Source organism: Methylovirgula ligni, assembly GCF_004135935.1.
Lineage (GTDB): Bacteria > Pseudomonadota > Alphaproteobacteria > Rhizobiales > Beijerinckiaceae > Methylovirgula > Methylovirgula ligni.
This window is the reverse complement of record NZ_CP025086.1, coordinates 1437206-1462481: the sequence shown is the minus strand read 5'-3', so window position 1 is coordinate 1462481 and position 25276 is coordinate 1437206. Positions and strand designations below refer to the sequence as shown.

Here is a 25276-nt window from a genome sequence, read left to right as displayed (position 1 = left end):
CGCGGCTCTGCACACTCCCGGAAATTCGGCATATTGATCAAGGGCTTAGGATGATTAAAAACTTGGCACGTGGTGCCTAATATTATTCATTCACAAGCAAAATCAGCTAGTTGCGAAAGGCTTCTGTTAGCCCCTGCTCAACAGAGCGCAACACAAAAGGCAACACTCCGTCTTTTTCTGCTTGCCATGCATCTGATTCATCTCCGATGTCGAAGTTCGATGATCCACATTTGCGCGTGCAAATGTGCCCATCAGTTATGACGGAGTACTGAAGCGATGGAAATCAATCGTCCCGACGTTGTGGCCGAAGTGACAAAGAAGTTTTTGGAGTACGAGCAAGCCATCAATGACAATGACATCGAGATTCTCGACGCCGCATTCCTCGAAAGCACATATACGGTGCGTTTCGGCATGACCGAAGAATTATGGTCGCATGAAGAGATCAAGGCGTTTCGGCGCAGCAGGAACACCGCAGGCCTTCAGCGTAATCTCGAGCGATACGAGATCACAACCTATGGCGACAATATCGCCGTGGCCAACGCCATTTTCAGTCGCGAGAATGTCAACAAGATCGGTCGCCAGTCACAGACCTGGATTAAATTCGGCGACGGCTGGCGTGTCGTTTCCGCACACGTCAGCCTCGTCGACAAGCGATAGCCTTGTTGAACAGAATATAAGGTAAGATGATGATCTCCCAGTTACCGGAAATTCCACCTGACCTTCGTGCTTTCATGGCCGAGATCGGGCCCCAATGGGTTCCCTCCGTTCATATAAAACAAATGATCGAGCGCTTTAGCGCCGTACTCAAGTATTCGCCCAAAGACGGTGTGACGGTCCGCCGCGATTGTCCCTACGGCGATCACTCCCGGCAGATGGTCGATGTCTATCTTCCCAATGATGGTCAAACGCAACGCGCGGCGGTGCTGTATGTCCATGGCGGCGCCTTCACAGACGGCAATCGCAATCGCAGCGACGAGATGTTCGGGAACGTGCTGACGTACTTCGCACGTCATGGCATTGTTGGCATTAATGTCGGATACCGACTAGCTGGTGATGCGCCCTACCCTGGCGGAACCGAGGACATCGCAGCTGCCGTGAAATGGGCGCGTGATCACGCCGGTGAGATCGGGGTCGATCCGACGCGCATATTTCTGATGGGACATTCGGCGGGCGCCACTCATGCTGGGAGCTATGCCTACGATAAGCGGCTGCAGCCTGCCGGCGGCCCAGGTATCGCGGGACTAATTGTTATCAGTGGTCGTATGCGTGCAGAAACGAGTCCAGAAAATCCGCGCGCCGAAAAGGTCGTCGCTTATTACGGGACGTCAGACGCGGCAAAACTCAACGACCTTTCTCCGGTCAGCCATGTGGATTCCTCCAGCGTTCCGACATTTGTTGCATGGGCCGAGTACGAGAACCCGCTGATAGATGTTCACTGCGCCGAATTGGTGTTCAAACTGTCTGCCGCGAAAAAGAGAACACCGCCCGTCGTCTGGTTGCGCGGCCACAATCATTCATCAATTGTGGCCCATATCAACACGGCCGAAGATACGCTCGGCCACGCTATTCGGCAATTCATTGAGAACCCTCGGTAGAGTTTGGGTCGACCCTCGTTCTCATGATCTGGCAGAGTCGACGATTTAGAGCACGCTTTGCTGAAAGTTATGCTTTACGCCACCGGCGCCCGCGCGACGCCTTTTCTTTCCAGCTCATATGCCACGCGCAGCACAAGGTCCTCGCGCCACGGCGGTCCGATGATCTGAACGCCAATCGGCAACGTCTCGCCCTCAGTCCAGAGCGGCACCGTCACGGCCGGCAGACCGATGAAGGAAATCGGCTGCGTATAAATTCCGAGATTGGCGCGCACCGTAACCTCCGTGCCTTCGATCTCGATCGTCTTCTGCCCCGAAAGCGGCGCCCGGCACGGCGTTGCCGGGGTGAGAATGATATCGACCTCCTCGAACAGCGCGGCGACACGGCGATGAAACCATGCGCGCAATTTCTGCGCCCGTAGCAGGCTTTCAGCCGGGATCATCGCGCCGGCAAAAAGGCGGTCGCGCACCGCCGCGTCGAAATCCTGCGGTCTCTCGCGCAATCGTGGAAGGTGGAAGGCGGCGCCTTCTGCCGCGGTGATAACGAAAGCCGCCGCCCGCGCCGCGGCCGCCGCGGGCAATACAACCTCGCGCGTTGCGCCGAGCGCCGCGGCGACCGCATCGACGGCGGCGAAACATTCAGGCCGCCCGCCGCGGCGAAAATAATCGCCGGCCACGGCGATGCGCAGGCCGGAGGCGCCTTGGCCAAGCAAAGGTAAGACCCGCTCGGCGGCGCGCGGCGCTTGCGCCGGATCGGCCACGTCCCTGCCCTGCATCGCATCGTAGACCGAGGCGAGATCGGCGGCGGCGCGCGCCAACACGCCGACATGATCGAAACTCGCAACGAAAGGGAAAACGCCGCTTCGGGAAAGCCGCCCATAAGTCGGCTTCAGGCCGAAGAGACCGCAGAGCGAGGCCGGCACGCGAATCGAGCCATTGGTATCCGAGCCGAGCGCGAAAGCGACCATGCCCGACGCCACCGCGGCAGCCGAGCCGCCGGACGAACCGCCGGTCATGCGGCTTGGATCGTGCGGGTTCAGCGAATTGCCGTCATGCACATTCTCACCGGTGAAGCCGTAAGCGTATTCGTCCATGTCGAGCGCACCGAGAAGGACAGCGCCCGCGGCATCGAGCTTTTCGACAACCAGGGCATCGTCGCCGGCGGCGGCATTGTCGCGATTGATCTTGGAGCCTGCGCGGGTGACGAGACCGGCGATGTCATAGAGATTTTTCACCGCGAAGGGCACGCCTGCGAGCGGGCCTTTCGCCGCGCCGGCATCGAGCACGGCGGCTTTGGCCAAGGCGCGGTCGCGCGTGACATCGGTGAAGGCGTTGAGCTGCGGATTGCGTGTGGCGATCCGTGCAAGCGCCGCGTCGGTGACGGCACGCGCGGAAACTTGCCCGCTTGAAACAGCGATGGCGATTTCGCCGGCTAAAGCGCGCAAGACGTCAAGCGTCATGGCTCAGGCCCGAAAGACCGGCGCGGGCTCGGCGAGATCGTCGAGCGCGACCTCGAAGACGAGCTCGATCTGCCGCGCGATGAGACGCAGATTGGCGACGATTTCAGCACGGTCGCCGCGCTCGATCGGCAATTCGAGCAACGCCGCCAGTGCATCGCACCAAGCCGCGAGATGGCCATCCAATACAGTCATCGGGTTTCCCAAACGCTCCCAGCTAAAACACGGTTCAATTGCCGGAAGTCTGCTAGCTCGTCCAGACTCTCGATTAGATCGGCGATCTCGTTCGCGCGCTCAATTAAACTTTTATCATGCGCGCGATCGAGACACTGTTTGAACTTGATTCTAGCGCCTTCAGCGTTCAGCCACGGCAACTTCGAATGCGAGGACGCCTCAATATCGCGCTCGATGACAACGCCCTGCGTCGTCGTGACGATTAATTTTGACGATTCGTTCAAGTCACCGTGAAATCGGACTTCAATCCTGCTGGCAATCTGCAGAACTGATGGCTGCATTAAGCCGTCTTGAGTCAAATCGCTAAGCGTAAAATCACCATTGGCCAGAATCGTTGCGATAGTAAAAGGCGCGCTGTTGCCGGCGGCGGCTGCGTTCTGTGGCGCACGGCGTAAGCTGGATGGTTCAAACCAAACGCGCATCGCGGGACTGGTGACAATTTCGATCCGCGCGATATCGTCGGGCCTGAGGCGCGTCATCCTTTTGATGTCGTAGGCGACGGTCATGAGCTCGGAGAATGCGGCGCTACACGGCCATCGCTTGAAGCGCACGCGCCGTAAGAGGTACCGATCAGCGAGTCCCGAGAGAAGTGCGTCATCTGCCATCTGAGTATCGTAAAAGAGCGGGAACAAACCCGCCTTGCCGGAGAACGCATTACATGCCGCTTGCAATTCTCCACGCGCCAGCAAGGCGGACTGCAGGCCGGCCTGATTTGGAAACCCGCCGTAGTACGCCTTAGCTTCAGGATCTCCATCGAGCGTGACTTGCATGGAACCTGCGGCCTGCATGAGCGCCAGCCCGAGCGCATTGTCGATCAAATCGGCCGGTAATCGCATTACCTTGGCCGCGGCAACGGCGCAGCTAAAATAGGTCTGTAACTGCCCATCAATGATTCGGTCGTAGGTCTTAGCAATATGCGACACCGCATCCTGTATGCGGGCGCCGAGTTCAATGCCTACTGCCAAGGCGGTCACCACATCACGTCCTGACGTGGGTTCGTTTGCGCAATCGGCTGCCGCGAGAACGGCCGATGGAATAAGCCCGGCATAGCCGGCGCCAAGAACATCGTAGTTGAGCGCATGCGCCAGCGCGCCATTTGCAAAGGCGGCGGCCATCGGACTAACCAAATCTGAATATCCCCATAGGGCACTTTCGCCAGCGCCAAGCGCATGGCCCGCATAGGACACGATCTTGTTGCTTCGACTAATTACGCCGCTAGCGGCAGCAGCCGTGCCGATGCTGTCTAATAGAATTAATTTGCAGAACTCGACCACGTCCGATGGAAGATCGGAAAACTGCAGCCCTGCCGCATATTCAGCATAGGCTCGCGATGGGAATAATGCCGTACCCATGCTAGCCGTTCGGCACATAGCCGATTGCTTCGATCTCGACGTCGCAATCCATTGGCAGTCGGCCCGCCTGCAAACGCGTACGCGTCGGCAGCGCTTCGCGACCGGAGAAAAAGTCGCGGTAAATCCGGTCGAACAGCTCCTGCCGGCTTTGGTCCTTCAGCCAGACCTTAATGCTCAATAGGCAATCGACATTGGAGTCAGCTGCTTCCACAAGCGCTTTTAGATTGGCCAACACGATCTCGACCTGACGCTCAAAGGATAAGTTCGGAAATGGCGGCGTGGGCGTGCCGTTGGCGCGCGCTTCGCGGAGCTTGGTACTAAATTCCTCATCGAACGGCGGCAGGCCGGAGATGAAGAGAAGATTTCCGAAGCGCACACAAAGATTATAGGGCGCGCCGGTCTCGAGCGCAGCCACCGAGATAATTTTTTTTTTTGTATGTGACGGCTGGCCTGTGATTTCCAAAGACATTGTTGATCGGACCCATAACTCGGAAGGCGATTGAGCGAACAGCATCAGTTCGACAGTGGCCGTCAAAGCCTTTTCTGCGGCGCGCGGCAGCGCCAGAACCGGGGCCGCGCAGGTCGTAAGCCACTTAGAAACGACGCACCCCGCGCCGCGGCGAACGATGTCGGCAGCACGCGTGTTTCACTGCAATTCATAACTGCCATCGCCGAGAATGATGTTGAGATAACGTTCCGTGGAGCGTTTGACCGCGTCCTGCGCACCTGACCAGATGGTGCGGTCCGTGAAGGCACCATGAATTCGGTCGAACTTATAAGGTTTGATGGCATTGACTACTCCTTCGACACGCGGCGCGGACAGGGGGATGAAGTTCGGGAAGCTCCACATGAAGCTCACGGATTTGCGATCATGGACAACATGGACGATATCGCCTGATAAAAGCGTCCCCCTGCCTTCGGCGCCATCCGCCCAATGCAGTACCGAACCTCCGGGATAGTGGCCACCAGCGCAGATAAGCGTCACACCCGGCAGCAATTCCTTGCTGGACCCACTCCAGAATACGATCGCTGGGCCGTCACGTTGAACCCAGTTACGGTCGGCCTCGTGCAAATAAATGGGCACGCCGTCAAACGCATTGCTCCACTCGAGCATGGTCGTGTAGTAATGTGGATGCGAAATGGCGATGGCCTTGATGCCGCCCATCGCCTTAATCATTTCCACCGTTGCGTTATCGACGAGGGCAATACAATCCCACAGGATGTTGCCGTGCGGGGTCCGCAAAAGATGCGTCCGCTGGTTGATTCCGAAAGCGGGAAATGTCGTGATTGAAATCAAATTTGGCTCAAGCTCGCGAATAGCGTTCATGTGACGATGACGCAAGTTTTCAAGCGTCGTCCAGCCTTGGCCCGCCGCCGTGACGTATTGGCGTTCATCGGAGCAGATGATGCATTCTGTCGGCGGTTTGTCGCTCGGAGGATATTGCGTGCCGCAAGTGGTGCAGACGAATGAGGGCATGGTGCAGTGACTTTCAATCCAAAACTAGTCGGAATCGGCGATATGCGTGGTGAAACCTTTCTGCAGCGCGTCAAAAGGCAGGCGAGGGTCTGAATGTGCGGCGAGCATCTCATCGGAGGCCCAGACAAGGCTCGCAAGCGTCATGGCATCGAGACAGATCGAGAAGCCGCTTTGTAGGTCTTCGATGCACACGCGGGGACTGTTGCCTTTGCGGTCGATTGCGAGGCGAACTTGCGCGAACTCGTTGGCCAGTATCCACTCGCTCGAACCATTCTCGTTACCGGCCGTCGTCATTGGGACCTACAGAAGATACGGTATGTGGTCGAGGGCTTCGTCGTTTCGCAACAATCCGATCTTTTTGCGCGCGATCTTGAAATCGTCGTTATCGCCAGGCTTCAAGACGAATTCGCAGCGCGCCGAATGGATTGTGTATTTGTGTTTCGACAACGCAAACAGCATTAGGACGCTTGAAACAACAATGTCGGGCTCGGTGACATCAATCTCAACGTTCGAGACAGCGCGATGGGTTCGAGCGGGCGGATCTTCGGCATAGGCGAATCCGGACTTCAGGCGCGCAACACGGCGCTCCATCTCCACACGCGTATCGTAAATGATGGAGACATGCTCTTCCGGATCTATGTCGAAATGGCCCGCCGGAATCCAGTAGATCGCATCGGACGAGTACAGATCAAGCCATTCATCAAACCGATGCTCGTCAAGAAAGCGCGCCTCACGATATAGAAGCCTCTCGATCGCGTTGTATTGCTTCATCATGCGGCACTTTCACTCGGCGCCGGCGCGCGCGAGGTCATCATCTCTTTCCAACGGCGATACATCGCGCGGTGCTGTGTTTCGTCCATCATTTCCCCAGAAAGATAGCCATTTTGCATCCGATCGCGATCAATACCGCGCGAAACAAGTAACCATTCGACAGCCGAGCTTTGCAAGCCCGCCTGAGCACGCTCAAAGATTTCGAGGTCGTCGGCGAACACCACGCCTGACGGACCAAACTCGAACTCCTGTGTGCGCAAACGGAATTTGTTGGTGGCCTCATCGAGGCCCGGTAGCTTTACAACATTGGTATAGATTTCCGTCCGGTTGACGGAGATCGGGCGTACGATGCGTATTTGCGTCCGCAGCAGGATGAGATTCGGGAAGATCACAACGTTGAACCCCCCGTTTGGTAAGCCGTCGCGCCGCATCGGTCCGATGTCTCGATGGTCTGTAACGCCGTGTCCATCCATATCGATAACGGTGCCGCTCGATTCGTTGTAGATCTTCAGCGTCTCGCGACTGAAGGTGCTGCGATGTAGGAACTCGACGTGATAAGGGTCCACACCGTTCTCGAGCTGGAATTTCCAGTTGCCGGAATAGGCACATTTCTGAAGGCCTCGAAACACCTCGATCTCGCCGGTGGGTGAAATGTCGCAGAATTCGTCGATGAGCTGCTTGGTACCCCCAAGATGCTCGTCCAGACTCGGCCCATCCGCTGCCATGCTGCCAAAGATAAACCCTCGATGCATCGCGATGCGTGGCAATTTGACAAGACCGAGTTGCTCGCGCGAAAAATCTTTGCCGTAACCTTCTGGGTGAGGCACACCTATGAGTTTGCCCGTGTTGCCGTAGGTCCAGGCGTGATAAGCGCAGCGGAAAACGCGACTATTGCCAAATTCATGCTGACACACCGTCGCGCCGCGATGCCGGCAACGGTTAATCACTGCGGCGATCGTGCCGTCGCTCAAATGCGAGACGATCACCGGATGACGTCCGATGAGCGTCGTCTTATAGTCGTTTCGCTCTTTGATTTCGCTAAAATGGCCGAGATACACCCAAGTTCGATCGAAGATGCGCTCCATCTCCAGATCGAATACCTTCGGGTCGGTATAGACCGACCGATGCACGGCGTCCTTGCGGATTAGATCGCCGATATCTGCATCCATAACAATCGCCCCATTTAATCAAAAAGCCGACGCGGAATCCTGCGATCTCGTTTGCACTGAAATCGCTGTCTCGATGCTCGTCGGTGTTGCACAGAGTTTCTCAGAAAGTTGCTTGGACAAGATCGCGTCCCGGCAGCGAGGTAAGATCAGCCTGCAGCATCCTCCGGCATTCATGTCCTTCCACTCCGATATGACCTCTCTACTCAGCCACTAGCAAATAATGGGCGCTGCGTCTGCTATCTAGATGAAAACGTTTGGTTGCCGTAAAGGCAACACCTAGGCCAGCGTATTAAGCTCGTTTTTGATCAACGACAAAAACTCCGCTGACGACGACGACTGACGCTTTGCACTATGAACGCAAAGATCGAGATGCGCGGCGTTTAATATTGTGCTGTCGGTTCGTACCGCGACGAGCGAACCGCGTTGCACCTCGGTACGCACGGCATAATTAGGCAGCAGCGTGACGATAGGTCCCTGCATCGCCAGTGACTTCAGCATCAGCAGCGAGTTAGTCACCAGAAAGGGTTGCGGAGGCAGACGCGCCTGGCCAAACGCATCATCGACAAGACGGCGAATGCCAAAGCTAGCATCCGGCAATGCCAGTGAATGGCCGGCCATGGAATTCAAAGAAATCTTACGATATCTCGCCAACGGGTGAGATGGCCCACATATCACAAGGATCGGCTGCGCATGTCGCGCGACAATCGAAAGGTTCTTTCGCGGCGGCACGTTGAAACTGACACCGATGTCGGCCCGGTCGCCAGCAACGGCCTCGATCACCCCGAGCGCGCTTTCAATGCGCACGCGGAGAGATATACCAGGATAACGTTCGCGGAACTTTACAATTACGTTGGGCAAAAACTCATCGATCATACCCTCAACGGTATTAATCGATACCTCGCCGGTCTTTAAACCCCGCAAGTCGTCTATGGCCGACAAGGTGCGATCCAGCTCGCGATCATTGCGACTTAGATAATCGGCGAGAAGCGTGCCGGCGTCGGTCAGGTACATGCCATCGGCGCGGCGCTCAAAAAGTGGTGTGCCTATGAACCGCTCGAGCTTGGCAAGTTGACGACTCACGGCGGAGGCAGCGACGTAAAGACGGTCTGCAGCCAGACGAACCGAACCGCAACGGGCAACTTCCCCAAAATAATTCAGAGTGCCGCGTGGAATTTGGCGGTTGGACTTTCCAAGAAATAAATCGCTCATGTGTGAAAGTTATAGTAATGAAGCGTCGCAATCAAATCTCGGACGCACGACAAGCGCATTGGCGAACTCGGTTGCGGCTTTCATTCGCGTCCCCGAATGGATTTCTGTATTTCCAAACGAACTTTCGCTCCGCAAGGTTTGAACCCGTCAAGGAAAAGTATGACGACGTATCTTTTGGATGCCGCACCAGAAACTGTGCATTGGGGCTATTTCGACGCCAATTTGCAGCCGCATGTGACAATCGACTCCGGGGACACCATCATTATTTCCACCGTCTCCGGCGCGCCGGGACATCTGCCGACGGCCGAGACCGGTTTAACTGTGTTGCCAGCGTTGCAGGCGATACACCAAACCCTGCAGCCGAAGCTCGGAGGTCCACATATCCTCACGGGTCCGGTGGCAGTGCGCGGCGCTAAGCCGGGAGATGTTCTCGAGGTCCGTATCAAGTCGATCGAACTCAACCAGGACTGGGGTTATAACACCATCCGGCCGCAGGCTGGTGGGCTGCCCGACGACTTCGATATAGGGCGTCGCATTCATATTCCCATCGACAAGCAGCGCATGGTTAGCAGATTGCCGTGGGGTCTCGAACTCGAACTCAACCCGTTTTTCGGCATCATGGGCGTCGCACCGCCCGTCGCGTGGGGAATGGTCAGTTCAATACCTCCGCGAAAGAATGGCGGGAATATTGACAATAAAGAACTTGTCGCCGGCTCCACGCTATATCTGCCAATCCACACCGAAGGTGCTTTGTTCTCCTGCGGCGATGGTCATGGGGCGCAGGGCGATGGCGAAGTTTGCCTCACTGCGATCGAGACCGGGCTGATCGGAACCTTCCAGCTCATCCTGCGCAAAGACATGAACCTCGAATGGCCCACGGCCGAGACGCCAACTCATGTAATCACGATGGCCTTTGATCCCGATCTTGATGATTGCGCGGTGATCGCGCTACGTGACATGATCAAACTGATTTGTGAGCGCACCGGCATTTCCCGCGAGGACGCCTACATGCTGTGTAGCCTTGCCGCCGATCTGCGGGTGACCCAGGTGGTCAACGGCAACAAGGGCATTCACATAATGCTCGAAAAGAAGCTGCTACAAAAGGCGAGTTCCTGAACAAGCCGCCCGCTGCTATTTTTTCTTTGTCGTCTCCAAGCTCCAACTGAAGAAGATCACTTGCACGATCGAGACGATCTTGAACAATATAAGCGACAGCACCACAAGCACCGCTAAATTGGCAAAAGCCGCTGGCACATTAAACGACGACGTCGAGAACAGAATCGCGTAGCCGAGACCTGTCTCGGAGGCGACGAACTCGGCTACGACAGCGCCAATTACCGCCAGCGTAACCGACACTTTCAACGCGCTGAAGATATATGGGATGGCCGATGGAAGTCTAATCTGCACGATCTCCCGGATACGTGGCGCTCGCAGCGACCGCGACATTTCCAGAAGCTCCTCGGGTGTCTCAAGAATGCCGGTAACGGTCGAAATGATGATCGGGAAGAACGAGATCAAAAACGTGATGAACACACGCGGTAATGCGCCTGTTCCCATCGTCACGACGATGATTGGCGCTATAGCAACAACCGGCGTCGAATGGATGACGACGAGAATAGGGAAGATCGTCCTAGACAGAAGCGGCGACAGCCCTAAAGCCACGGCAAGCGGAATACTGACAACGATGGCGACGAGATAGCCGGCCACCGCGACAGTCAACGTATTCGTAATATTGTCGGCCCATTGGCTCGCCGATTGGTTCAGCCCGGCGGTGACGACTTCGCTCGGCGACGGCAGGATGAATTCCGGAATCACAAAGACACGGCAGATGATTTCCCACAAAACAATGATGGTGACCATCGCGAGCACAGGCGCGAGCCATTCAAGATACTGACGCAAGTCCACGGCCAGTCTATCTCGCATTTGCGCCCCCGAAGATGAGGCTGCGGATGCACGCCGAGATCTCGCTGAATAGCGGATTTTCCTGAGAGTGAGCACCGCGCGGTCGTGGCAACGGCACGTCCAGAATGGCCGCGATCGACCCGGGGCGCGGAGTCATTACGACAATACGGTCGGCAAGAAGAACGGCCTCCGAAATCGAATGGGTGATAAACAACACTGTTTTGGGCCGCTCGCTCCAGATTCGTTGCAACTCGTAACTCATCTCTTCCCGACTTAAGGCGTCGAGCGCTGAGAATGGTTCGTCCATAAGCAGGAACTGTGGGTCCATCAGCAGAGCGCGCGCGATGGCCACGCGCTGCTGCATACCGCCCGACAGTTCGCTTGGCCGGCTTCGGGCGAAGTCGCTCAAGCCGACGAGCGCCAGCAACTCCCGCGCGGCCCGACGGTCCTGTTCGGTAACGCGTCCGTATTTATGCCTCATCAAAAAGACGACATTCGACTCGATATCGAGCCAGGGCAGCAAAGTGGGCTTCTGAAAGACGATGCCTACCTTGTCGAGCGGCTTAACCACAGGCGCGCCGTTAGCGGAAATCATGCCCGTGCTCGGCGGGATCAGGCCGGCGAACAGCCGCAAGATCGTTGATTTGCCGCAACCGGATGGGCCGACGAAAGCAACGAACTCGTTTCGATCAATCACGAAGGAAATGTCGCGCAGAGCCGTGACCTGGCCACGCGACCGGGTTCCGAAAATGCGCGACACGTTGTCGAACTCAATTGCGGGATGGATCACGGGCAAAACCGGGGATGCATTCGCCAGTACATGGGTATTCATCGCCGGTCGCTCGTCAAGACAGTACGCCATCTACAGTTCAAGGCTAAGCTTCGATGGAACAAGGCCGCTAAATTCTCCTCGATTGGCGATCAACCGTGATTTGCGATAAAGAACGAGCGATTAATGACCGTGTTCGGATCGAGCTTATCCAGCGGGTAGCCCCGCGTTTTGGCGATCCATTCCCAAGTCGTTTTGACGAGCGCCGGATCAAAGGTACCAACGCCGTATTCCGCGCTTACCTCGTTCTTGATGAGCGGTATCGTGGAACGGACGTCGCCCGCAGCCGATGCAACATCGATACCGGCGACTATCGAACCAAGGTCCTTGGCCGCTTGATCCGGATTTTTCAGGTTGAAGAGAACGGCCTTGTAGAAGGCACGGACGAAGCGCCTGACGACGTCGGGACGTTCTTTGATGATCTCGTCCGATGCCATCAATGAAAAGCCATACCCTTTGAGGCCGAATTCTGACCAAGGCAACACGACCAGTTCCTTGCCGGCCTTCTTCAGCACCGCGCCAGAACCCGCGGCTGCAGAGATCCAGTTGATCGAGGCATCGAACTTGCCGGCTGCCAGTAGTGGCGCGATCGTGTTGGGGTCGACCTTGACCAAGCTCACCTTTGCTGGATCTACGCCATTCATCTTGGCTAGGATGGGCCACAACTGGTTCGACGATGTGAACGTGCCTGTCACCAGCGATCGTCCGATAAGATCCTTAATTGATTTAATGCCGCTGCCCTTCACCGTGAAAATTGCATCCGGCGGCTTGCTGTAGATCGACATTAGCGCCTTCACCGGCACATTGCTTTGGGCCGCCACTGCCATCAAGGTGCCGAGCGAGGCGCCCGTGAAGTCGGCCGTGCCGCTCGCGACGCGCGTGATCGCATCGACTGAACCGCGCGCCACGGACAGTTTTACGTCGAGACCTTCCTCAGCAAAGAACCCTTCCTTCAAGGCGACGTAAGCGTAGGTTTCTTCTCCCGAAGGAAACCAATCAAGCACATAGCGGACGGTATCCGCCGCGGAGGCTCTACCGCTCAACATCATAAGGGCGACGAACAATACCGCCCCAACATTACGCGCACGCATGCTCAGTCTCCTTCGATGTCATGTTCAATTCCGAATTGAACGCGCGAAAGCTGGCAGCATTTCAAATCGGATTCAATCGATAAATGCCCGTGTTGCAACAGCAGAAAGATCGCTATGCATGGAATTTTGCATACTTTTTGGTCTTTACTGACAGTATGTTGAAACAAGCGTTGCCGAATTAGCAACAGTCAATCATGGCGCAACTGAGCGGTTTGTCGGCGGCTCATACGGCGACAAAGCGATCGCGCGATGTAGGTACACGCACGCGCGTCGCCGTTCTCCGATTGGGGAGTTCTATATTTGCATCGCGGGCTTGGGCTCGCGGTCAGGATGAAAGGCGACAAAGAGTTGTCGGCGGAGAAGAATGAATTCGAACGGCGGGTGCCAAGCTTCACAAGCGGTTCCAGACATCACATTCGAAAAGCCGACGCTGGAGACATCCCCTCCAAGAAACGGGGACCGCCGCACAAGGCGGACAGGATTGAAAGCCGGGTTAACCGATCTTCAGCCTGTTCGCCCGTGCTGTTGCTGCGCGCGCAGTCTGCATCGCCTGGCGCTCCAGCCGTCGAATTCGTATGGGCGTTGCACTCAGCGCCGGTCATGATGCCCGGCGCCCCGCGTCGTCAACTTCAAGCGCGTCTAAGCCGATTCTGCTGATAGAAAGCCGAGGTTCTCGGGACCAAACAAATGCAGATGATTTTTTATGCGTTGATGCTAAAAATTTGAGCGGCAGGATAATCTTTTGACTGTCAAAAACACAATGGAAGCATACGGCGTTGCCGCGATATCCACCATCCGGCTGCTTTCTTGTCAGCCAGAGATCAATGCAATTGAATGGAGGCAGTTTCCCGAATCCTTGCCGGGATGTGGGCGCTCACGAACGCCAAACGCGATGTCGCTGCGCCTCGATACCCTGTCAGTTCGGCGATGGTGGGTTAGGTGAGTTCGGCTCTACATCTGTAGAACCAAATGAAAGACCGAAGAGGCCCTGCCTTTGTGTCGAAGGCGCCTCAGTTTGGCTGGGCGGCACCGCCACCGATGCCTGGCCAGGCAGTTTTTTACATTTGAGCGAATAGATAAGCTTGCCGTCTGCCGTTTGTCCTATCGGCGTGCATTCGCCCGCTCTGGCTTGGGCAAAAGTGGATGTTTGGCACAGCAGGAGAACGATCAATAGAGCTTTCTTCACGTAAATCTCCTGAAAGGGGCCGGTTCATCGTTACACTGTCAGCCTTTCCTCGAAAGGCGTGAGTCACGAAGGGCGGCTAACGGTCAAGCAATGTGCCTTCGTGCGCAAGGATGATCTAGCGGACCTTCTTTTGTCAATCTGATTGTCTATCTCCAATCGACTCATGCTGTCGCCACAGAGAGAGAAGTACGCCTACGCCAGGACATCACCGATGAAAAGCGGGATCACGATGGCCGATTGGGTCGACCAATAAGTACGCAGCAGATAGAACGTGTTTGGCGAGCGGCGCCGGTGCCTTCGCGGTTCCTAGGCGATCATCCGGAACAACCTCGCTGGTGAATGTGATTTGCGGGCACACCGATCAATCTTTTTCAGCTTTACCCAAGCGTAACTCGCTGAGAACCGCCTTCGATCGGCGCAGCCGTTCGACGATGAGATCGAGGAGCGCGCGCAGCGGATCGGCAGCCGCCTGAGGCGGCCGATCATTTTCCGTAGAACGTGATCGAATTGCAGGCTTTCTTTGCACCCGCCGACCCGACGAACTCATGATCGTCTACGATGTCTCCGATCATGCCACGCGGCTGCGCTCCTCCGAACTCATCGCGGCTGCCGGCCGCCTCGCGGTCGAACGGCCGGCCTTCTCCAGCGAGATCATCTGAGCAAACACCTCGGATGACCAGAGCGGGCCGAAAGCGGAACGCCTGTTTTGAATCATCAAAATGCAAAAGCTGACGTTAATTTGCCTCAACGGTCTACTCGAGCAGAAATGAAAGGAAGACGGAACAGTATCAATGCCCACGTGATCACGGCCGGCCCGTCGGTTGGCTGACAAATCGCCAGAGCTGTATCGACTAAGATATTGCTTAGTGATTTCAAAGCTCTGCCGATCAAAATTCGATTTCCGGCTTACCGCGCGTGTGCAGCTGGTCTATGGTTATCGCAAAGAGCGTGCATACGACTCGAAAGCCAGGGTGGAGTCGACGTTAAGGGCGGAGCCGCTCTTCGTCTCCGCTCCGGCGGCGGAGGAAAGCCGGTGCATATTTCGCACGATCCCTTGATCGTGGTGCTGTCGGTTATCGTGGCGATTCAAGGCGCTTATGTCGGCCTGGGGCTCGCGCTGCAAAGCCGCCTTGCCGCGGGCACGCGGCAGCGCACGCTGCTTGCGGCCTCGTCGATCACACTCGGCGTCGCGATCTGGTCGATGCATTTCATTGGTATGCTGGCCGCGCGGCTTTCGTTCCCAGTCGATTATCTGGTCTTCCCGACCTTGCTCTCGTTCCTGGTAAGCGTGCTGGTGACCGGAATCGGCGTCTTCGCCGCGACGGCCGGCCCGCTGACGGGACGGCGGCTCGCAGCTTCGGCCATGTTCATGGGCCTTGGCATCGCCTCCATGCACTATATCGGCATGACGGCCCTGCACGCGAGCGCCCATATGGTGCACGATCCTCTGCTTGTCATAGCAAGCATCTTGATCGCCATCGCCGCGTCCGGCCTCGCACTTCATCTCGCCGCCGGAACGCAACCGCGCCAGCCGCTGTTCCTTTCGGCGATCGTCTTCGGCATCGCCGTTTCAGGCATGCATTATTCTGCCATGGCCGGGATGCGCATATTTCCGCACGCGCTTCCGACCGCGCTCGCGCCGGCGCTGTCGCCCGATCTTCTCGCCATCGTCGTTGCGGTGGTGGCTTTCATCGTCTCAGGCCTCTTTCTCCTGGTTTTGGTGCCAGACCGGCGCATGCTGCAAAAGGAATCGCGTGCCGGGATAGAGCCGCCCGCGGTAGCGCCTGAGCCTTCGCCGATCCCCGAGTGCGCGGCTGAAGCCGCGCCGGATGTCACGCCTCTGGCCGCCCCGCTTGCCGCTCCGGAGACCGCACAAAGCCCCTTCCTTCCGGTGGAGCGCGATCGTGGAACCTATTTTCTGCCGATCGGCGACATTGCCGCAGTGCGCGCTAATGCGCATTACACTTACGTCTTCGACGGCCAGACGAATTATTTCTGCGCTTTGTCGATCGGCGAAGTCGAAGCGCGGCTGCGCTCCCACCATTTCGTTCGGGTTCACCGCAGCCATATCGTCAATATGGATAGGGTCGTTGCATTGAAGAGCGTCGGCGATGCCTGCCAGATCGAGCTGGCCGGCGTAGACCCCTATTTCGTGCCTGTGAGCCGCAGCCGCGCGGCTTGGCTCAAGTCAAAGCTCGGCCTCAAAAGCCGTCAGGCCGCAGGCTGATTGCTGCTTTGCAGCGTCGAGCCAGTATCGACATAAATACCTGATTTAAAAAGCCTACCGCAGCTCATGAAGAGCGCCGCAGCCGGTGCTTCCCGCCCGGGCTTCGTGCAATCTCGCTTGCGACAGAACCATAATTATTGGAATCAAAAATGTAGCTATTTGCGACAGCGATAATTAGGAGCGCGGGCGATGCAAACTGCGCCGGGAGGACACAGATGATCCCAGGTTCCTTCACCTATCATCGTCCGAAATCACTGCCTGAGGCGTTGGCTTTGCTAGCGGACTTAGGCGACGACGCCCGCCCCCTCGCTGGCGGCCAAAGCCTCATCCCGCTGATGAAGTTCCGGATGGCAACGCCTGCCAACCTGATCGATCTCAGCGCGATCAGCGACCTAAAAGGCATCCGCGTTGTAGGCAGCGACATCGTCCTCGGTGCGATGACGACGCAATATGAGATGATCGGTTCGGATCTAATGGCCGACAAAGTGCCGCTGATGCGCGAAGCCGCTGGTCTCGTTGCCGATCCGCAGGTCCGCTATATGGGCACAGTCGGCGGCAATGCCGCCAACGGCGACCCCGGCAACGATATGCCGGCGATCATGATGGCGCTCGGTGCCATCTATACGTTGGCGAGCAAGACGGGTACGCGGCAAGTCCCGGCGCGCGACTTCTACAAGGGACTCTATTACACGGCGCTCGAACCGGGCGAGATGATCACCGCGATCAATATCCCCGTGCCGGCCAAAGGCCACGGCTATGCCTACAACAAGCTGAAGCGCAAGATCGGCGATTACGCCACCGCAGCGGCCGCGGTGATGTTGACTCTTTCGGGTGGCAAGGTCGCGAGTTGCGCAATCACGCTGACCAATGTGGCGGATCACGCGCTTTATGCCGAAGAGGCCTCACGGCTCGTTCTCGGCACAGAGATCGACGCTAGCGCGATCAAACGCGCCGCGGCTGCGGCCGAAGACATCGCGACTCCCGCCGCGGACAATCACGGCCCCGTCGAATATCGCAAGAAAATGGCCGGCGTCATGGTCGCGCGCGCACTCGCGCGGGCCAAAGTCCGTGCCGCAGACCGAGGATAACGCGCATGGGCAAATCGCACGTTACGTTCAAGATCAACGGCGCGGACATCGAGGCACTGGTCGAGCCGCGTACGCTTCTGATCCATTTCCTGCGCGAGCAGCAGAACCTGACCGGCCCGCACATCGGCTGCGACACGACCCATTGTGGCGCCTGCACCGTCGATCTCAACGGCAGGTCGGTAAAATCCTGCACCGTCTTCGCGGTCCAGGCCGACGGCGCCGAGATCGTCACCATTGAAGGGATCGCTGCGCCCGACGGAACGCTGCACGCGCTACAGGAAGGTTTTCGCGAATTGCACGGCCTGCAATGCGGCTTCTGCACGCCCGGCATGATCACCCGCGCCTGGCGCCTGCTGCAGGAAAATCCCGATCCGACGGAGGACGAGATCCGTTACGGCATTGCCGGCAATCTCTGCCGGTGCACGGGCTATCAGAACATCGTCAGCGCGATCCAATACGCCGCCGCGAAGCTCGCTGGCCGCACCTTCAAGGAGGCCGCGGAATGAACGACATGGCGATTCCCTCAGCCAACGAGCGCGCGGAAAAGCTTCAAGGAATGGGCTGCAAGCGCAAGCGCGTCGAAGACATCCGCTTCACCCAGGGCAGGGGCAATTACGTCGACGACGTGAAACTGCCCGGCATGCTGTTCGGCGATTTCGTGCGCTCGCCTTTCGCGCACGCGCGGATCAAATCGATCGACACGTCGCGGGCCAAGGCGTTGCCCGGCGTCGTTGCGGTGTTGACCGCTGCCGATCTGAAACCGCTCAACCTGCATTACATGCCGACACTTGCCGGCGACGTCCAGGCGGTTCTCGCCGATGAGAAAGTTCTCTTCCAGAATCAAGAGGTCGCCTTCGTCATCGCGACCGATCGCTATATCGCCGCCGATGCTATCGAACTCGTGCAGGTCGAATACGACCAGCTTCCCGTGCTCGTCGATCCCTTCAAGTCGATGGACCCGGATGCGCCGCTGCTGCGTGAAGACATCAAGGACAAGATGGATGGCGCGCACGGGCCGCGCAAACATTACAATCACATCTTCACCTGGGAGGTTGGGGACCAGACCGCGACCGATGTTGCCTTTGAGAACGCCGAGGTGACGATCAAGGAACTGATCACCTATCACCGTGTCCATCCTTCGCCGCTCGAAACCTGCCAATGCCTTGCCTCCTTCGACAAGATCAAGGGCGAGCTGACCGTTTGGGGAACGTTCCAGGCGCCGCATGTCGTGCGAACCGTGGTGTCGCTTCTCTCGAAAATTCCCGAACACAAAATTCATGTCATTGCGCCGGACATCGGGGGTGGGTTCGGCAACAAGGTCGGCGTCTATCCGGGCTATGTCTGTTCGATCGTCGCCTCAATCGTCACCGGCCTGCCGGTGAAATGGGTCGAGGACCGGGTCGAGAATCTTTCGAGCACATCTTTCGCACGCGATTATCATATGACCACCGAGATCGCCGCAACCAAGGATGGCCGCGTCACCGGGCTGCGCGTGCATGTGCTCGCCGACCACGGCGCCTTCGATGCCTGCGCGGACCCGATGAAATGGCCGGCCGGATTCTTCAACATCGTCACCGGCTCATATGACTTCCCGGTCGCGCATTGCGCGGTCGATGGCGTCTATACCAACAAGGCGTCGGGCGGCGTCGCCTACCGCTGCTCGTTCCGCGTGACGGAAGCCGCCTATTGCATCGAGCGCGCCATGGATATCATGGCGCAGAAGCTCGGCATGGATCCTGCCGAATTCAGGATGAGGAATTTCATCAAGCGCGAGCAGTTCCCTTATCATTCCGCGCTCGGTTGGGAATACGATTCCGGCGATTACCATACCGCCATGCAGAAGGTGCTCGACGCCGTCGGCTATAAGCAATTGCGCGAGGAGCAGAAAGCGAAACAGGAAGCTTTCAGGCGCGGCGAAACGCGCGAATTGATGGGAATCGGCGTCATCCATTTCACCGAGATCGTCGGCGCCGGCCCGTCGCGCAATTGCGACATTCTGGGCATCGCCATGTTCGACTCGGCCGAAATCCGCATTCATCCGACGGGCTCGATCATCGCCCGGCTCGGCACCAAATCGCAGGGTCAGGGCCACGAGACGACCTATGGCCAGATCATCGCAACGGAACTCGGCATTCCGTCCGAACTCATCACCATCGAGGAGGGCAATACCGACACCGCGCCCTATGGCCTTGGCACATACGGCTCGCGCTCGACGCCGGTCTCCGGCGCCGCGACCGCTGTGGCGGCGCGGAAGATCAAGGCCAAGGCGCAGATGATCGCCGCGCATCTTCTCGAAGTCCACGACGACGATCTTGAATGGGACATCGACCGCTTTCGCGTCAAAGGCAATCCGGAGCGATCTAAGACCATGACGGAGATCGCCTGGGCAGCTTACAACAGCCCCCCGCCTGGCATGGAGCCGGGGCTTGAGGCGGTGAGCTATTACGACCCGCCGAACATGACCTATCCGTTCGGCGCTTATATCTGCGTCTGCGACGTCGATGTCGATACGGGCGAGGTGAAAATCCGCCGCTTCTATGCGCTCGACGATTGCGGCACGCGAATCAATCCGATGATCATCGAAGGTCAGATTCACGGCGGCCTAACGGAGGCCTTCGGCATCGCAATGGGCCAGGAGATCGCCTACGACGAAGACGGCAATGTGCTGACCGCTTCGTTTCAGGACTATTTCATTCCGACCTCAGTCGAGACGCCGCATTGGGAGACGGACTGGACGACGACGCCCTCGCCACACCATCCAATCGGCGCTAAGGGCGTCGGCGAAAGCCCGAATGTCGGCGGCGTGCCGTGTTTTTCCAATGCGGTGAACGACGCGTTCAAGTTTCTCGGCTCGACTCATATCCAGATGCCGCACGACGCTTGGCGCATTTGGACGGTGGCCGAGAAACTTGGCCTTCACGCGGAGGCTACCGTCGCCGCCGAATAGCGGCGACACAGATTCTGTCATGCAGATTGATCGCGATACAATCGCCATGCGGCTTGCAGAGACCGGCTACATCGCCGCCCGCGAGCTCGCGACCGCGCTTTGGCTGATGGATTTCTTGCAGCGGCCCCTGCTGCTCGAGGGGGAAGCGGGCGTCGGCAAGACGGAGATCGGCAAGGCGCTCGCGGCGCTGCATGGCGCTGAACTTATCCGCCTGCAATGCTACGAGGGCCTGGATCAGAGCGCGGCACTTTACGAATGGAACTACCAGCGGCAATTGCTCGCGATCAAGGCACACGAAGGGTCAAATGCCGAGGAGGTTGAGGAGCATATTTTCTCCGAAAAATATCTTCTCGAACGGCCACTGCTCGCTGCGATAAGGCGCGAGAAACCACCGGTTCTGCTCATCGACGAGATTGATCGCGCCGATGAGGAATTCGAGGCTTTTCTTCTTGAATTGCTTTCCGATTTCCAAGTCAGCATCCCGGAGCTCGGCACGATCAAGGCGACCTCGATTCCGCGCGTCGTACTGACATCGAACGGTACGCGCGAACTCTCCGACGCTCTGCGACGGCGCTGCCTCTATCATTATCTTGATTTCCCCGATGTCGATCGCGAGGCGCGCATCATCCTCGCCCGCATTCCCGGCATCGACACGGCGTTTGCGCTTCAAATCGCGCGGATGATCGCGGCCATCCGCAAAGAGGATTTGCGCAAGATCCCCGGCGTCGCCGAAACGCTTGACTGGGCCACGACGCTCGCCGGCCTCGGCGTGCATGACCTGCGTCAGGAGCCGGAAGCCGTCTATGACACGATGATCTGTTTGCTCAAGACGAATGAGGACCGCGCCGGACTCACGCGCGACGTGAGCGACCGCCTGCTCGGCAAGGTGGCTTGATGAGCGCAGCAGAAAAAATCTCACCTCTCGGCGACGGCATCCGGTTGCGGCTGGCGGGCTTCGCGCGGACATTACGAGAGAACGGCTTCGCCGTCGGCCATGCGGAGGCGCGCGACGCGCTCGCCATAATGGCCTCGCCGGCGGCCACTCGCCGTTCGACATTGCAGCCGGCGCTTCGCGCGCTCTTCTGCGCCAATCACGGCGACTGGGAAAAGTTCGACGCGATCTTCGCCGCTTATTGGATGGGCCAGCGCGTGCGCAGCGTGCAGCGTGCGGGCGGCAGCGTAACTTCACCGAAGGCTCTTCCGGAGCGCCAGCTCGCGCCGCGAACCAGTAACGGCGCGCATGGTATGGCCGATCACGTCGAGCGGCGCGAGGGCGCGGACGTTGCTTTGGCCGGATCGGGACGTCGTGAAGGCGCGTCCCGCGCGGAGAACATCGCCGCGACCGACATCCGACATGTCATCGATCCGGTCGAGACTGAGAAGATTCATGCGCTCGCCGCACGGCTAGCCCGCAGCATGCACGTGCGGCTTGTACGTCGCGCCCGCGCCCGTGCGAGTGGGTCGCGGATCGATCTGCGGCGGACGCTGCGTCGCAGCGTCGAGCATGGCGGCACGCCGATCGAGCTTGTCTGGCGGCGCCGTAAGCTGAAGCCCCTACGGCTTGTCGTATTGCTCGACGCCTCCGGCTCGATGAGCCTCTACACAGCCTTCTTCGTTCGTTTTCTGCATGGCGTTGTCGGCAACTTCCGCGAATCGGACGTGTTTCTGTTTCACACGCGGCTCGTCCATATCTCGCCGTCGCTGAAAGATCGCGATATTGCCCGCGCCGTTGAGCGGCTTGCGCTGATGACGCAGGGTGTCGGCGGCGGCACCGAGATCGGCCAGAGCCTCGCCGACTTCAACCGTTGGCATGCCCGCCGGATGATCCATTCGCGCACCGCCGTCATCATCGTCTCGGACGGCTATGATGCCGGCACGCCGGAGGTGCTGGCCACGGAGATGCGGCAATTGCGACGCCGCTGCCGCCGCATCGTCTGGCTCAATCCATTGCTCGGCTGGCGGGATTACACACCGCAGGCGCGCGGCATGAAAGCGGCGCTGCCTCACATCGATCTCTTTGCACCCGCGCATAATCTCGAAAGTCTCGCGGCGCTCGAACCCTATCTGGCGAGGATCTGACATGAGCTACGCGGAAGATATTCTCTCGCTGGCGCAGAACATGCGCGAGAAGGGCTCGCCCTTCGTACTAGCGACGGTCGTACGGGCTTTGGCCTCGACCTGCGCCAAGCCGGGCGCCAAGGCGATCATCCTTCCTAACGGCACATTCAGCGAGGGCTGGATCGGCAGCGGCTGCACCCGCGGCGCCGTCTTGAAGGCCGCGAAGGACGCATTGGAAGACGGCCAATCGCGGCTGATCTCCGTCGAGCCCGGCGATCTCCTTGCCAAGCGCGGCGTTGCGCCAGGCGAAGAGCGCGACGGCGTGCATTATGCCAAAAACTCCTGCCCCAGTCGTGGATGCATGGACATTTTCGTCGAGCCGATGCTGCCGCGTCCCGAAATGTTCGTTTGCGGCTCGAGCCCCGTCGCGGTGGCGACAGCCGAACTTGCAGCCAAGCTCGGCTTTGCCGTGACCGCCTGCGTCCCCGCCAGCGATCAAGAAGCCTTTCCCGAAGTCGAAAAGCGCATCGAGGGCTATGAACTGCCGCCAACATCGCCGGGCGAACGTTTCATCGTCGTCTCGACGCAGGGCCGCGGCGACGACGCGGCATTGCAAGGCGCGCTTGCGGTCGACGCCGATTATGTCGCTTTCATCGCCAGCAGCCGCAAGGCCGAGGCCTTGAAGGCGAAATTGCAGGAACGTGGCCTGCCGGCAGATAAGCTTGGGCGGCTCAGAGCGCCTGCCGGCATCGATATTCATGCGGTCACGCCGGAAGAAATCGCGCTCTCCGTCCTCGCCGAAATCGTCGCCTTCCGCCGCTCCCAACTCAAAGGCCACGCGCATGAAGCTTGATATTGATCGCAGCCTTGAGCTGCCTGTTTCCGCCGATCAGACATGGAATTTTCTCGATCAGATCGACAAAGTGGCATCGTGCCTCCCCGGCGCAAAGATCACCCAAGAGATCGATCCGACCCATTACCGAGGCACGGTTTCGGTAAGGCTCGGGCCGGTCAATCTCACCTTTCTGGGCGCGATCGAGATTCTCGCGCGCGATCCTGCGGCGCGAACCATCAGTCTCGCTGGCAAGGGCGCGGACAAAGGCGGCACCTCCGTCGCCGAAATGGAATTGACCGCAGCCGTGACTGAGACGGGTCCGGCGTCCTCGCGCGTCAGTGGCAAGGCTAATGTCACCGTCAATGGCAAGGCCGCGTCGATGGGCGCGCGACTCCTGACCAGTGCCTCCGATCAGATCATCAAAGAGTTCTACACCAACCTGCAGACCAAGGTTCAGGCGGAACCGACGCCGGCCGTGGCATCTGTCGCGACGGTGGCGCCAAGCGCCCCGGCCGCTCCGGTTCCCGCATCAATATCCGAAGCGCCAGCGCCCGCGCCGCAAACCAGCATTAACGGCTTTGCGTTTTTATGGGCGGTCATCAAATCGTTCTTTGCCGGCCTGTTTACCGGCAAGCAGGTCTCACCGTGAACGCGCAGCGGGCGAGCTTTGGCTCCGCGATCGCGGGCCTGGCGCCGCCCTGCCTGAGAATTTCCGCTGTTGTCCTCGCAGCGGGGCTTTCGGCCCGGATGGGCGGAAGCGCCAAGATGCTGCTCGATGTCGGCGGCGTTCCCATGATCCGCCGGACCGCGCAAAACGTCCTGGCCTTCGCACCGACCGAGACGGTCATTGTCACCGGCCATCGCGCCGAGGATGTCGCGAATGTGCTGGCCGATTTGCCAGCGTCCTGCATCTTTAACCGCGATTTTGCGCAGGGCCAGCCGACCTCGGTCGCGGCCGGCGTTCGTGCGCTGACCCAGGTTTGCGACGCGGTGATGATCATGCTCGGCGATCAGCCGCTCGTGACCGCGAGCGACATCGAGCGGCTCGCCTCGCTCTATGCGCGCCTCGAACTTGAATCGATCCTCGTGCCTTTTTACGAAAGCAAGCGTGGCAATCCGATCCTATTTGCATCGCGGCATATACCAGCGGTCATCGGTGGCGGCCTGAACATCGGCTGTCGCAAACTCATCGAGACCCGTACAAGCGACGTCTACCGCGCCGAGATGGAGAGCGACGTCTATGCACTCGATTGCGACACGCCGGAAGATTACGCGCGCCTCCTCCACCGTCTGGAGAAGATGCAATGACGGATATGTCCACACCACTCGCCCCACGGCTGGAGGACAAATGGCTCGGGCCGGCCGTCATGTTTGTTCTCTGCTTTAGCGGCATGATGATCGGGCTGGCGATCGACCTGCAATCAGTATTGCCGCAGACGATCGTTGCACTTTGTACACGGCCGCATTCGCTCGGCGACAGTATCGCTTTGCATGCCGTGCTATTACCGACGACAAACATTTTGATGTTCGTAAGCGGCCTCGTCGCTGCTTTTTATTCAGCTTGGCCGAGTTGCGGTCATCGCGAAACTTGGAGCCAACGCGCCTTGTTTCTGTTGCCCTACGTCGGCTGCAGTGTCGCGATGCTAATTGGCATGTTCCTGAGCGAATGGTTCGCTCCGCAAGTTGCGCGTCATCTTGGGATGACATGGAGCGTTCCGACGATGATCGGCGCGATGGCCGTCGGCATGGCGGGCGGCATGGCTTCGTGGGCAGCGCTCGACGCACTCGCGGCGAACGCAATCCGGATCCGTTCGCCGGGGTGACACGCACTCCTTCTGAGACCTGCCCACAA

At 58.5% G+C, this 25276-nt stretch carries 27 protein-coding genes; 13 read left to right on the top strand and 14 right to left on the bottom strand.

Annotated features, from left to right (window positions below; genetic code table 11):
* The first annotated feature begins 276 nt into the window (after window positions 1-276).
* Both hpxZ and CWB41_RS07085 read left to right on the top strand, forming a co-directional pair.
* Window positions 277-657: an oxalurate catabolism protein HpxZ gene (hpxZ, locus tag CWB41_RS07090; protein WP_115834937.1), complete on the top strand. Its 381-nt coding sequence runs from the start codon at window positions 277-279 to the stop codon at window positions 655-657.
* A gap of 26 nt (window positions 658-683) precedes the next feature.
* Entirely contained in the window at window positions 684-1595 is a 912-nt protein-coding gene (locus tag CWB41_RS07085; RefSeq protein WP_115834938.1) for an alpha/beta hydrolase, read from the top strand.
* A gap of 74 nt (window positions 1596-1669) precedes the next feature.
* Here the strand turns inward: CWB41_RS07085 and CWB41_RS07080 are convergent, their stop codons facing one another.
* The 9 genes from CWB41_RS07080 to CWB41_RS07040 all read right to left on the bottom strand — a co-directional run bounded on the left by CWB41_RS07080 (window position 1670) and on the right by CWB41_RS07040 (window position 9261).
* The gene (locus CWB41_RS07080) at window positions 1670-3052 is read right to left on the bottom strand and encodes an AtzE family amidohydrolase (RefSeq protein ID WP_115834939.1); all 1383 of its coding nucleotides are present in this window, start codon (window positions 3050-3052) and stop codon (window positions 1670-1672) included.
* A gap of 3 nt (window positions 3053-3055) precedes the next feature.
* Window positions 3056-3244, bottom strand: a complete 189-nt coding sequence (locus tag CWB41_RS07075; protein WP_115834940.1) for a DUF4089 domain-containing protein — start codon at window positions 3242-3244, stop codon at window positions 3056-3058.
* Window positions 3241-4635 carry an MmgE/PrpD family protein gene (locus CWB41_RS07070; RefSeq protein ID WP_165204110.1) on the bottom strand — a complete coding sequence of 465 codons (1395 nt, stop codon included), beginning with the start codon at window positions 4633-4635 and terminating at the stop codon, window positions 3241-3243. Before CWB41_RS07070 ends, CWB41_RS07075 begins: the two co-directional genes overlap by 4 nt.
* A gap of 1 nt (window position 4636) precedes the next feature.
* On the bottom strand, window positions 4637-5170 hold the full coding sequence (locus CWB41_RS07065) for a RidA family protein (protein ID WP_129396430.1): 534 nt from the start codon (window positions 5168-5170) through the stop codon (window positions 4637-4639).
* Window positions 5171-5281: 111 nt separating this feature from the next.
* Complete coding sequence (locus CWB41_RS07060; RefSeq protein ID WP_115834943.1) at window positions 5282-6112, bottom strand: MBL fold metallo-hydrolase; 831 nt, start codon at window positions 6110-6112, stop codon at window positions 5282-5284.
* Between the two features lie 24 nt (window positions 6113-6136).
* Window positions 6137-6406: a hypothetical protein gene (locus CWB41_RS07055; RefSeq protein ID WP_115834944.1), complete on the bottom strand. Its 270-nt coding sequence runs from the start codon at window positions 6404-6406 to the stop codon at window positions 6137-6139.
* 6 nt (window positions 6407-6412) lie between these two features.
* Window positions 6413-6886 (bottom strand): aromatic-ring-hydroxylating dioxygenase subunit beta, encoded by a 474-nt coding sequence (locus CWB41_RS07050; protein ID WP_115834945.1) that lies wholly within the window; start codon window positions 6884-6886, stop codon window positions 6413-6415.
* On the bottom strand, window positions 6883-8052 hold the full coding sequence (locus tag CWB41_RS07045; RefSeq protein WP_115834946.1) for an aromatic ring-hydroxylating oxygenase subunit alpha: 1170 nt from the start codon (window positions 8050-8052) through the stop codon (window positions 6883-6885). Before CWB41_RS07045 ends, CWB41_RS07050 begins: the two co-directional genes overlap by 4 nt.
* 276 nt (window positions 8053-8328) lie before the next feature.
* Window positions 8329-9261 (bottom strand): LysR family transcriptional regulator, encoded by a 933-nt coding sequence (locus tag CWB41_RS07040; RefSeq protein ID WP_115834947.1) that lies wholly within the window; start codon window positions 9259-9261, stop codon window positions 8329-8331.
* A gap of 159 nt (window positions 9262-9420) precedes the next feature.
* Between CWB41_RS07040 and CWB41_RS07035 the strand changes: the two genes are divergently transcribed.
* Complete coding sequence (locus CWB41_RS07035) at window positions 9421-10377, top strand: acetamidase/formamidase family protein (protein ID WP_115834948.1); 957 nt, start codon at window positions 9421-9423, stop codon at window positions 10375-10377.
* Between the two features lie 15 nt (window positions 10378-10392).
* Here the strand turns inward: CWB41_RS07035 and CWB41_RS07030 are convergent, their stop codons facing one another.
* The 5 genes from CWB41_RS07030 to CWB41_RS16135 all read right to left on the bottom strand — a co-directional run bounded on the left by CWB41_RS07030 (window position 10393) and on the right by CWB41_RS16135 (window position 14816).
* On the bottom strand, window positions 10393-11121 hold the full coding sequence (locus CWB41_RS07030) for an ABC transporter permease (RefSeq protein ID WP_245441093.1): 729 nt from the start codon (window positions 11119-11121) through the stop codon (window positions 10393-10395).
* Window positions 11122-11173: 52 nt separating this feature from the next.
* Complete coding sequence (locus tag CWB41_RS07025; RefSeq protein ID WP_115835470.1) at window positions 11174-11995, bottom strand: ABC transporter ATP-binding protein; 822 nt, start codon at window positions 11993-11995, stop codon at window positions 11174-11176.
* 89 nt (window positions 11996-12084) lie between these two features.
* A complete protein-coding gene (locus CWB41_RS07020; protein ID WP_115834950.1) occupies window positions 12085-13083 on the bottom strand; it encodes an ABC transporter substrate-binding protein in 999 nt (332 codons plus the stop codon).
* Window positions 13084-13999: 916 nt separating this feature from the next.
* The gene (locus CWB41_RS07015; RefSeq protein ID WP_129396429.1) at window positions 14000-14269 is read right to left on the bottom strand and encodes a hypothetical protein; all 270 of its coding nucleotides are present in this window, start codon (window positions 14267-14269) and stop codon (window positions 14000-14002) included.
* 361 nt (window positions 14270-14630) lie between these two features.
* Window positions 14631-14816: a hypothetical protein gene (locus tag CWB41_RS16135; protein WP_147301463.1), complete on the bottom strand. Its 186-nt coding sequence runs from the start codon at window positions 14814-14816 to the stop codon at window positions 14631-14633.
* Window positions 14817-15302: 486 nt separating this feature from the next.
* On the opposite strand from CWB41_RS16135, the gene CWB41_RS07010 reads away from it, so the two are divergent.
* From CWB41_RS07010 to CWB41_RS06965, 10 genes are all read left to right on the top strand, one after another.
* Window positions 15303-16496 (top strand): MHYT domain-containing protein, encoded by a 1194-nt coding sequence (locus CWB41_RS07010; RefSeq protein ID WP_165204107.1) that lies wholly within the window; start codon window positions 15303-15305, stop codon window positions 16494-16496.
* Between the two features lie 215 nt (window positions 16497-16711).
* Window positions 16712-17584 carry an FAD binding domain-containing protein gene (locus CWB41_RS07005; protein ID WP_115834952.1) on the top strand — a complete coding sequence of 291 codons (873 nt, stop codon included), beginning with the start codon at window positions 16712-16714 and terminating at the stop codon, window positions 17582-17584.
* 5 nt (window positions 17585-17589) lie between these two features.
* On the top strand, window positions 17590-18090 hold the full coding sequence (locus CWB41_RS07000) for a (2Fe-2S)-binding protein (RefSeq protein WP_115834953.1): 501 nt from the start codon (window positions 17590-17592) through the stop codon (window positions 18088-18090).
* Window positions 18087-20531, top strand: a complete 2445-nt coding sequence (locus CWB41_RS06995) for an aerobic carbon-monoxide dehydrogenase large subunit (protein ID WP_115834954.1) — start codon at window positions 18087-18089, stop codon at window positions 20529-20531. The genes CWB41_RS07000 and CWB41_RS06995 overlap by 4 nt, the downstream gene beginning before the upstream one ends.
* A 19-nt stretch (window positions 20532-20550) precedes the next feature.
* Window positions 20551-21426 carry an AAA family ATPase gene (locus CWB41_RS06990; RefSeq protein ID WP_115834955.1) on the top strand — a complete coding sequence of 292 codons (876 nt, stop codon included), beginning with the start codon at window positions 20551-20553 and terminating at the stop codon, window positions 21424-21426.
* Complete coding sequence (locus tag CWB41_RS06985) at window positions 21426-22610, top strand: vWA domain-containing protein (RefSeq protein ID WP_115834956.1); 1185 nt, start codon at window positions 21426-21428, stop codon at window positions 22608-22610. The genes CWB41_RS06990 and CWB41_RS06985 overlap by 1 nt, the downstream gene beginning before the upstream one ends.
* A gap of 1 nt (window position 22611) precedes the next feature.
* Window positions 22612-23442 carry an XdhC family protein gene (locus CWB41_RS06980; RefSeq protein ID WP_115834957.1) on the top strand — a complete coding sequence of 277 codons (831 nt, stop codon included), beginning with the start codon at window positions 22612-22614 and terminating at the stop codon, window positions 23440-23442.
* Window positions 23432-24073, top strand: coding sequence for an SRPBCC family protein (locus CWB41_RS06975; RefSeq protein WP_165204104.1), 642 nt, complete (start codon window positions 23432-23434; stop codon window positions 24071-24073). Before CWB41_RS06980 ends, CWB41_RS06975 begins: the two co-directional genes overlap by 11 nt.
* Window positions 24070-24732, top strand: coding sequence for a nucleotidyltransferase family protein (locus CWB41_RS06970; RefSeq protein WP_165204101.1), 663 nt, complete (start codon window positions 24070-24072; stop codon window positions 24730-24732). Before CWB41_RS06975 ends, CWB41_RS06970 begins: the two co-directional genes overlap by 4 nt.
* On the top strand, window positions 24729-25247 hold the full coding sequence (locus tag CWB41_RS06965; protein ID WP_115834960.1) for a hypothetical protein: 519 nt from the start codon (window positions 24729-24731) through the stop codon (window positions 25245-25247). The genes CWB41_RS06970 and CWB41_RS06965 overlap by 4 nt, the downstream gene beginning before the upstream one ends.
* The last annotated feature ends 29 nt before the right edge of the window (window positions 25248-25276 follow it).

Coding starts and splice junctions, on each gene's coding strand:
- CWB41_RS07030 (WP_245441093.1), bottom strand. CDS start 11,121: ATGGTCACCATCATTGTTTTGTGGGAAATCATCTGCCGTGTCTTTGTG.
- CWB41_RS07020 (WP_115834950.1), bottom strand. CDS start 13,083: ATGCGTGCGCGTAATGTTGGGGCGGTATTGTTCGTCGCCCTTATGATG.
- CWB41_RS07040 (WP_115834947.1), bottom strand. CDS start 9,261: ATGAGCGATTTATTTCTTGGAAAGTCCAACCGCCAAATTCCACGCGGC.
- CWB41_RS06990 (WP_115834955.1), top strand. CDS start 20,551: ATGCAGATTGATCGCGATACAATCGCCATGCGGCTTGCAGAGACCGGC.
- CWB41_RS07060 (WP_115834943.1), bottom strand. CDS start 6,112: ATGCCCTCATTCGTCTGCACCACTTGCGGCACGCAATATCCTCCGAGC.
- CWB41_RS07070 (WP_165204110.1), bottom strand. CDS start 4,635: ATGGGTACGGCATTATTCCCATCGCGAGCCTATGCTGAATATGCGGCA.
- CWB41_RS07000 (WP_115834953.1), top strand. CDS start 17,590: ATGGGCAAATCGCACGTTACGTTCAAGATCAACGGCGCGGACATCGAG.
- CWB41_RS07050 (WP_115834945.1), bottom strand. CDS start 6,886: ATGATGAAGCAATACAACGCGATCGAGAGGCTTCTATATCGTGAGGCG.
- CWB41_RS07085 (WP_115834938.1), top strand. CDS start 684: ATGATGATCTCCCAGTTACCGGAAATTCCACCTGACCTTCGTGCTTTC.
- CWB41_RS06995 (WP_115834954.1), top strand. CDS start 18,087: ATGAACGACATGGCGATTCCCTCAGCCAACGAGCGCGCGGAAAAGCTT.
- hpxZ (WP_115834937.1), top strand. CDS start 277: ATGGAAATCAATCGTCCCGACGTTGTGGCCGAAGTGACAAAGAAGTTT.
- CWB41_RS07080 (WP_115834939.1), bottom strand. CDS start 3,052: ATGACGCTTGACGTCTTGCGCGCTTTAGCCGGCGAAATCGCCATCGCT.
- CWB41_RS07035 (WP_115834948.1), top strand. CDS start 9,421: ATGACGACGTATCTTTTGGATGCCGCACCAGAAACTGTGCATTGGGGC.
- CWB41_RS07045 (WP_115834946.1), bottom strand. CDS start 8,052: ATGGATGCAGATATCGGCGATCTAATCCGCAAGGACGCCGTGCATCGG.
- CWB41_RS06965 (WP_115834960.1), top strand. CDS start 24,729: ATGACGGATATGTCCACACCACTCGCCCCACGGCTGGAGGACAAATGG.
- CWB41_RS07005 (WP_115834952.1), top strand. CDS start 16,712: ATGATCCCAGGTTCCTTCACCTATCATCGTCCGAAATCACTGCCTGAG.
- CWB41_RS06980 (WP_115834957.1), top strand. CDS start 22,612: ATGAGCTACGCGGAAGATATTCTCTCGCTGGCGCAGAACATGCGCGAG.
- CWB41_RS07075 (WP_115834940.1), bottom strand. CDS start 3,244: ATGACTGTATTGGATGGCCATCTCGCGGCTTGGTGCGATGCACTGGCG.
- CWB41_RS06975 (WP_165204104.1), top strand. CDS start 23,432: ATGAAGCTTGATATTGATCGCAGCCTTGAGCTGCCTGTTTCCGCCGAT.
- CWB41_RS06985 (WP_115834956.1), top strand. CDS start 21,426: ATGAGCGCAGCAGAAAAAATCTCACCTCTCGGCGACGGCATCCGGTTG.
- CWB41_RS16135 (WP_147301463.1), bottom strand. CDS start 14,816: ATGAGTTCGTCGGGTCGGCGGGTGCAAAGAAAGCCTGCAATTCGATCA.
- CWB41_RS07055 (WP_115834944.1), bottom strand. CDS start 6,406: ATGACGACGGCCGGTAACGAGAATGGTTCGAGCGAGTGGATACTGGCC.
- CWB41_RS07025 (WP_115835470.1), bottom strand. CDS start 11,995: ATGAATACCCATGTACTGGCGAATGCATCCCCGGTTTTGCCCGTGATC.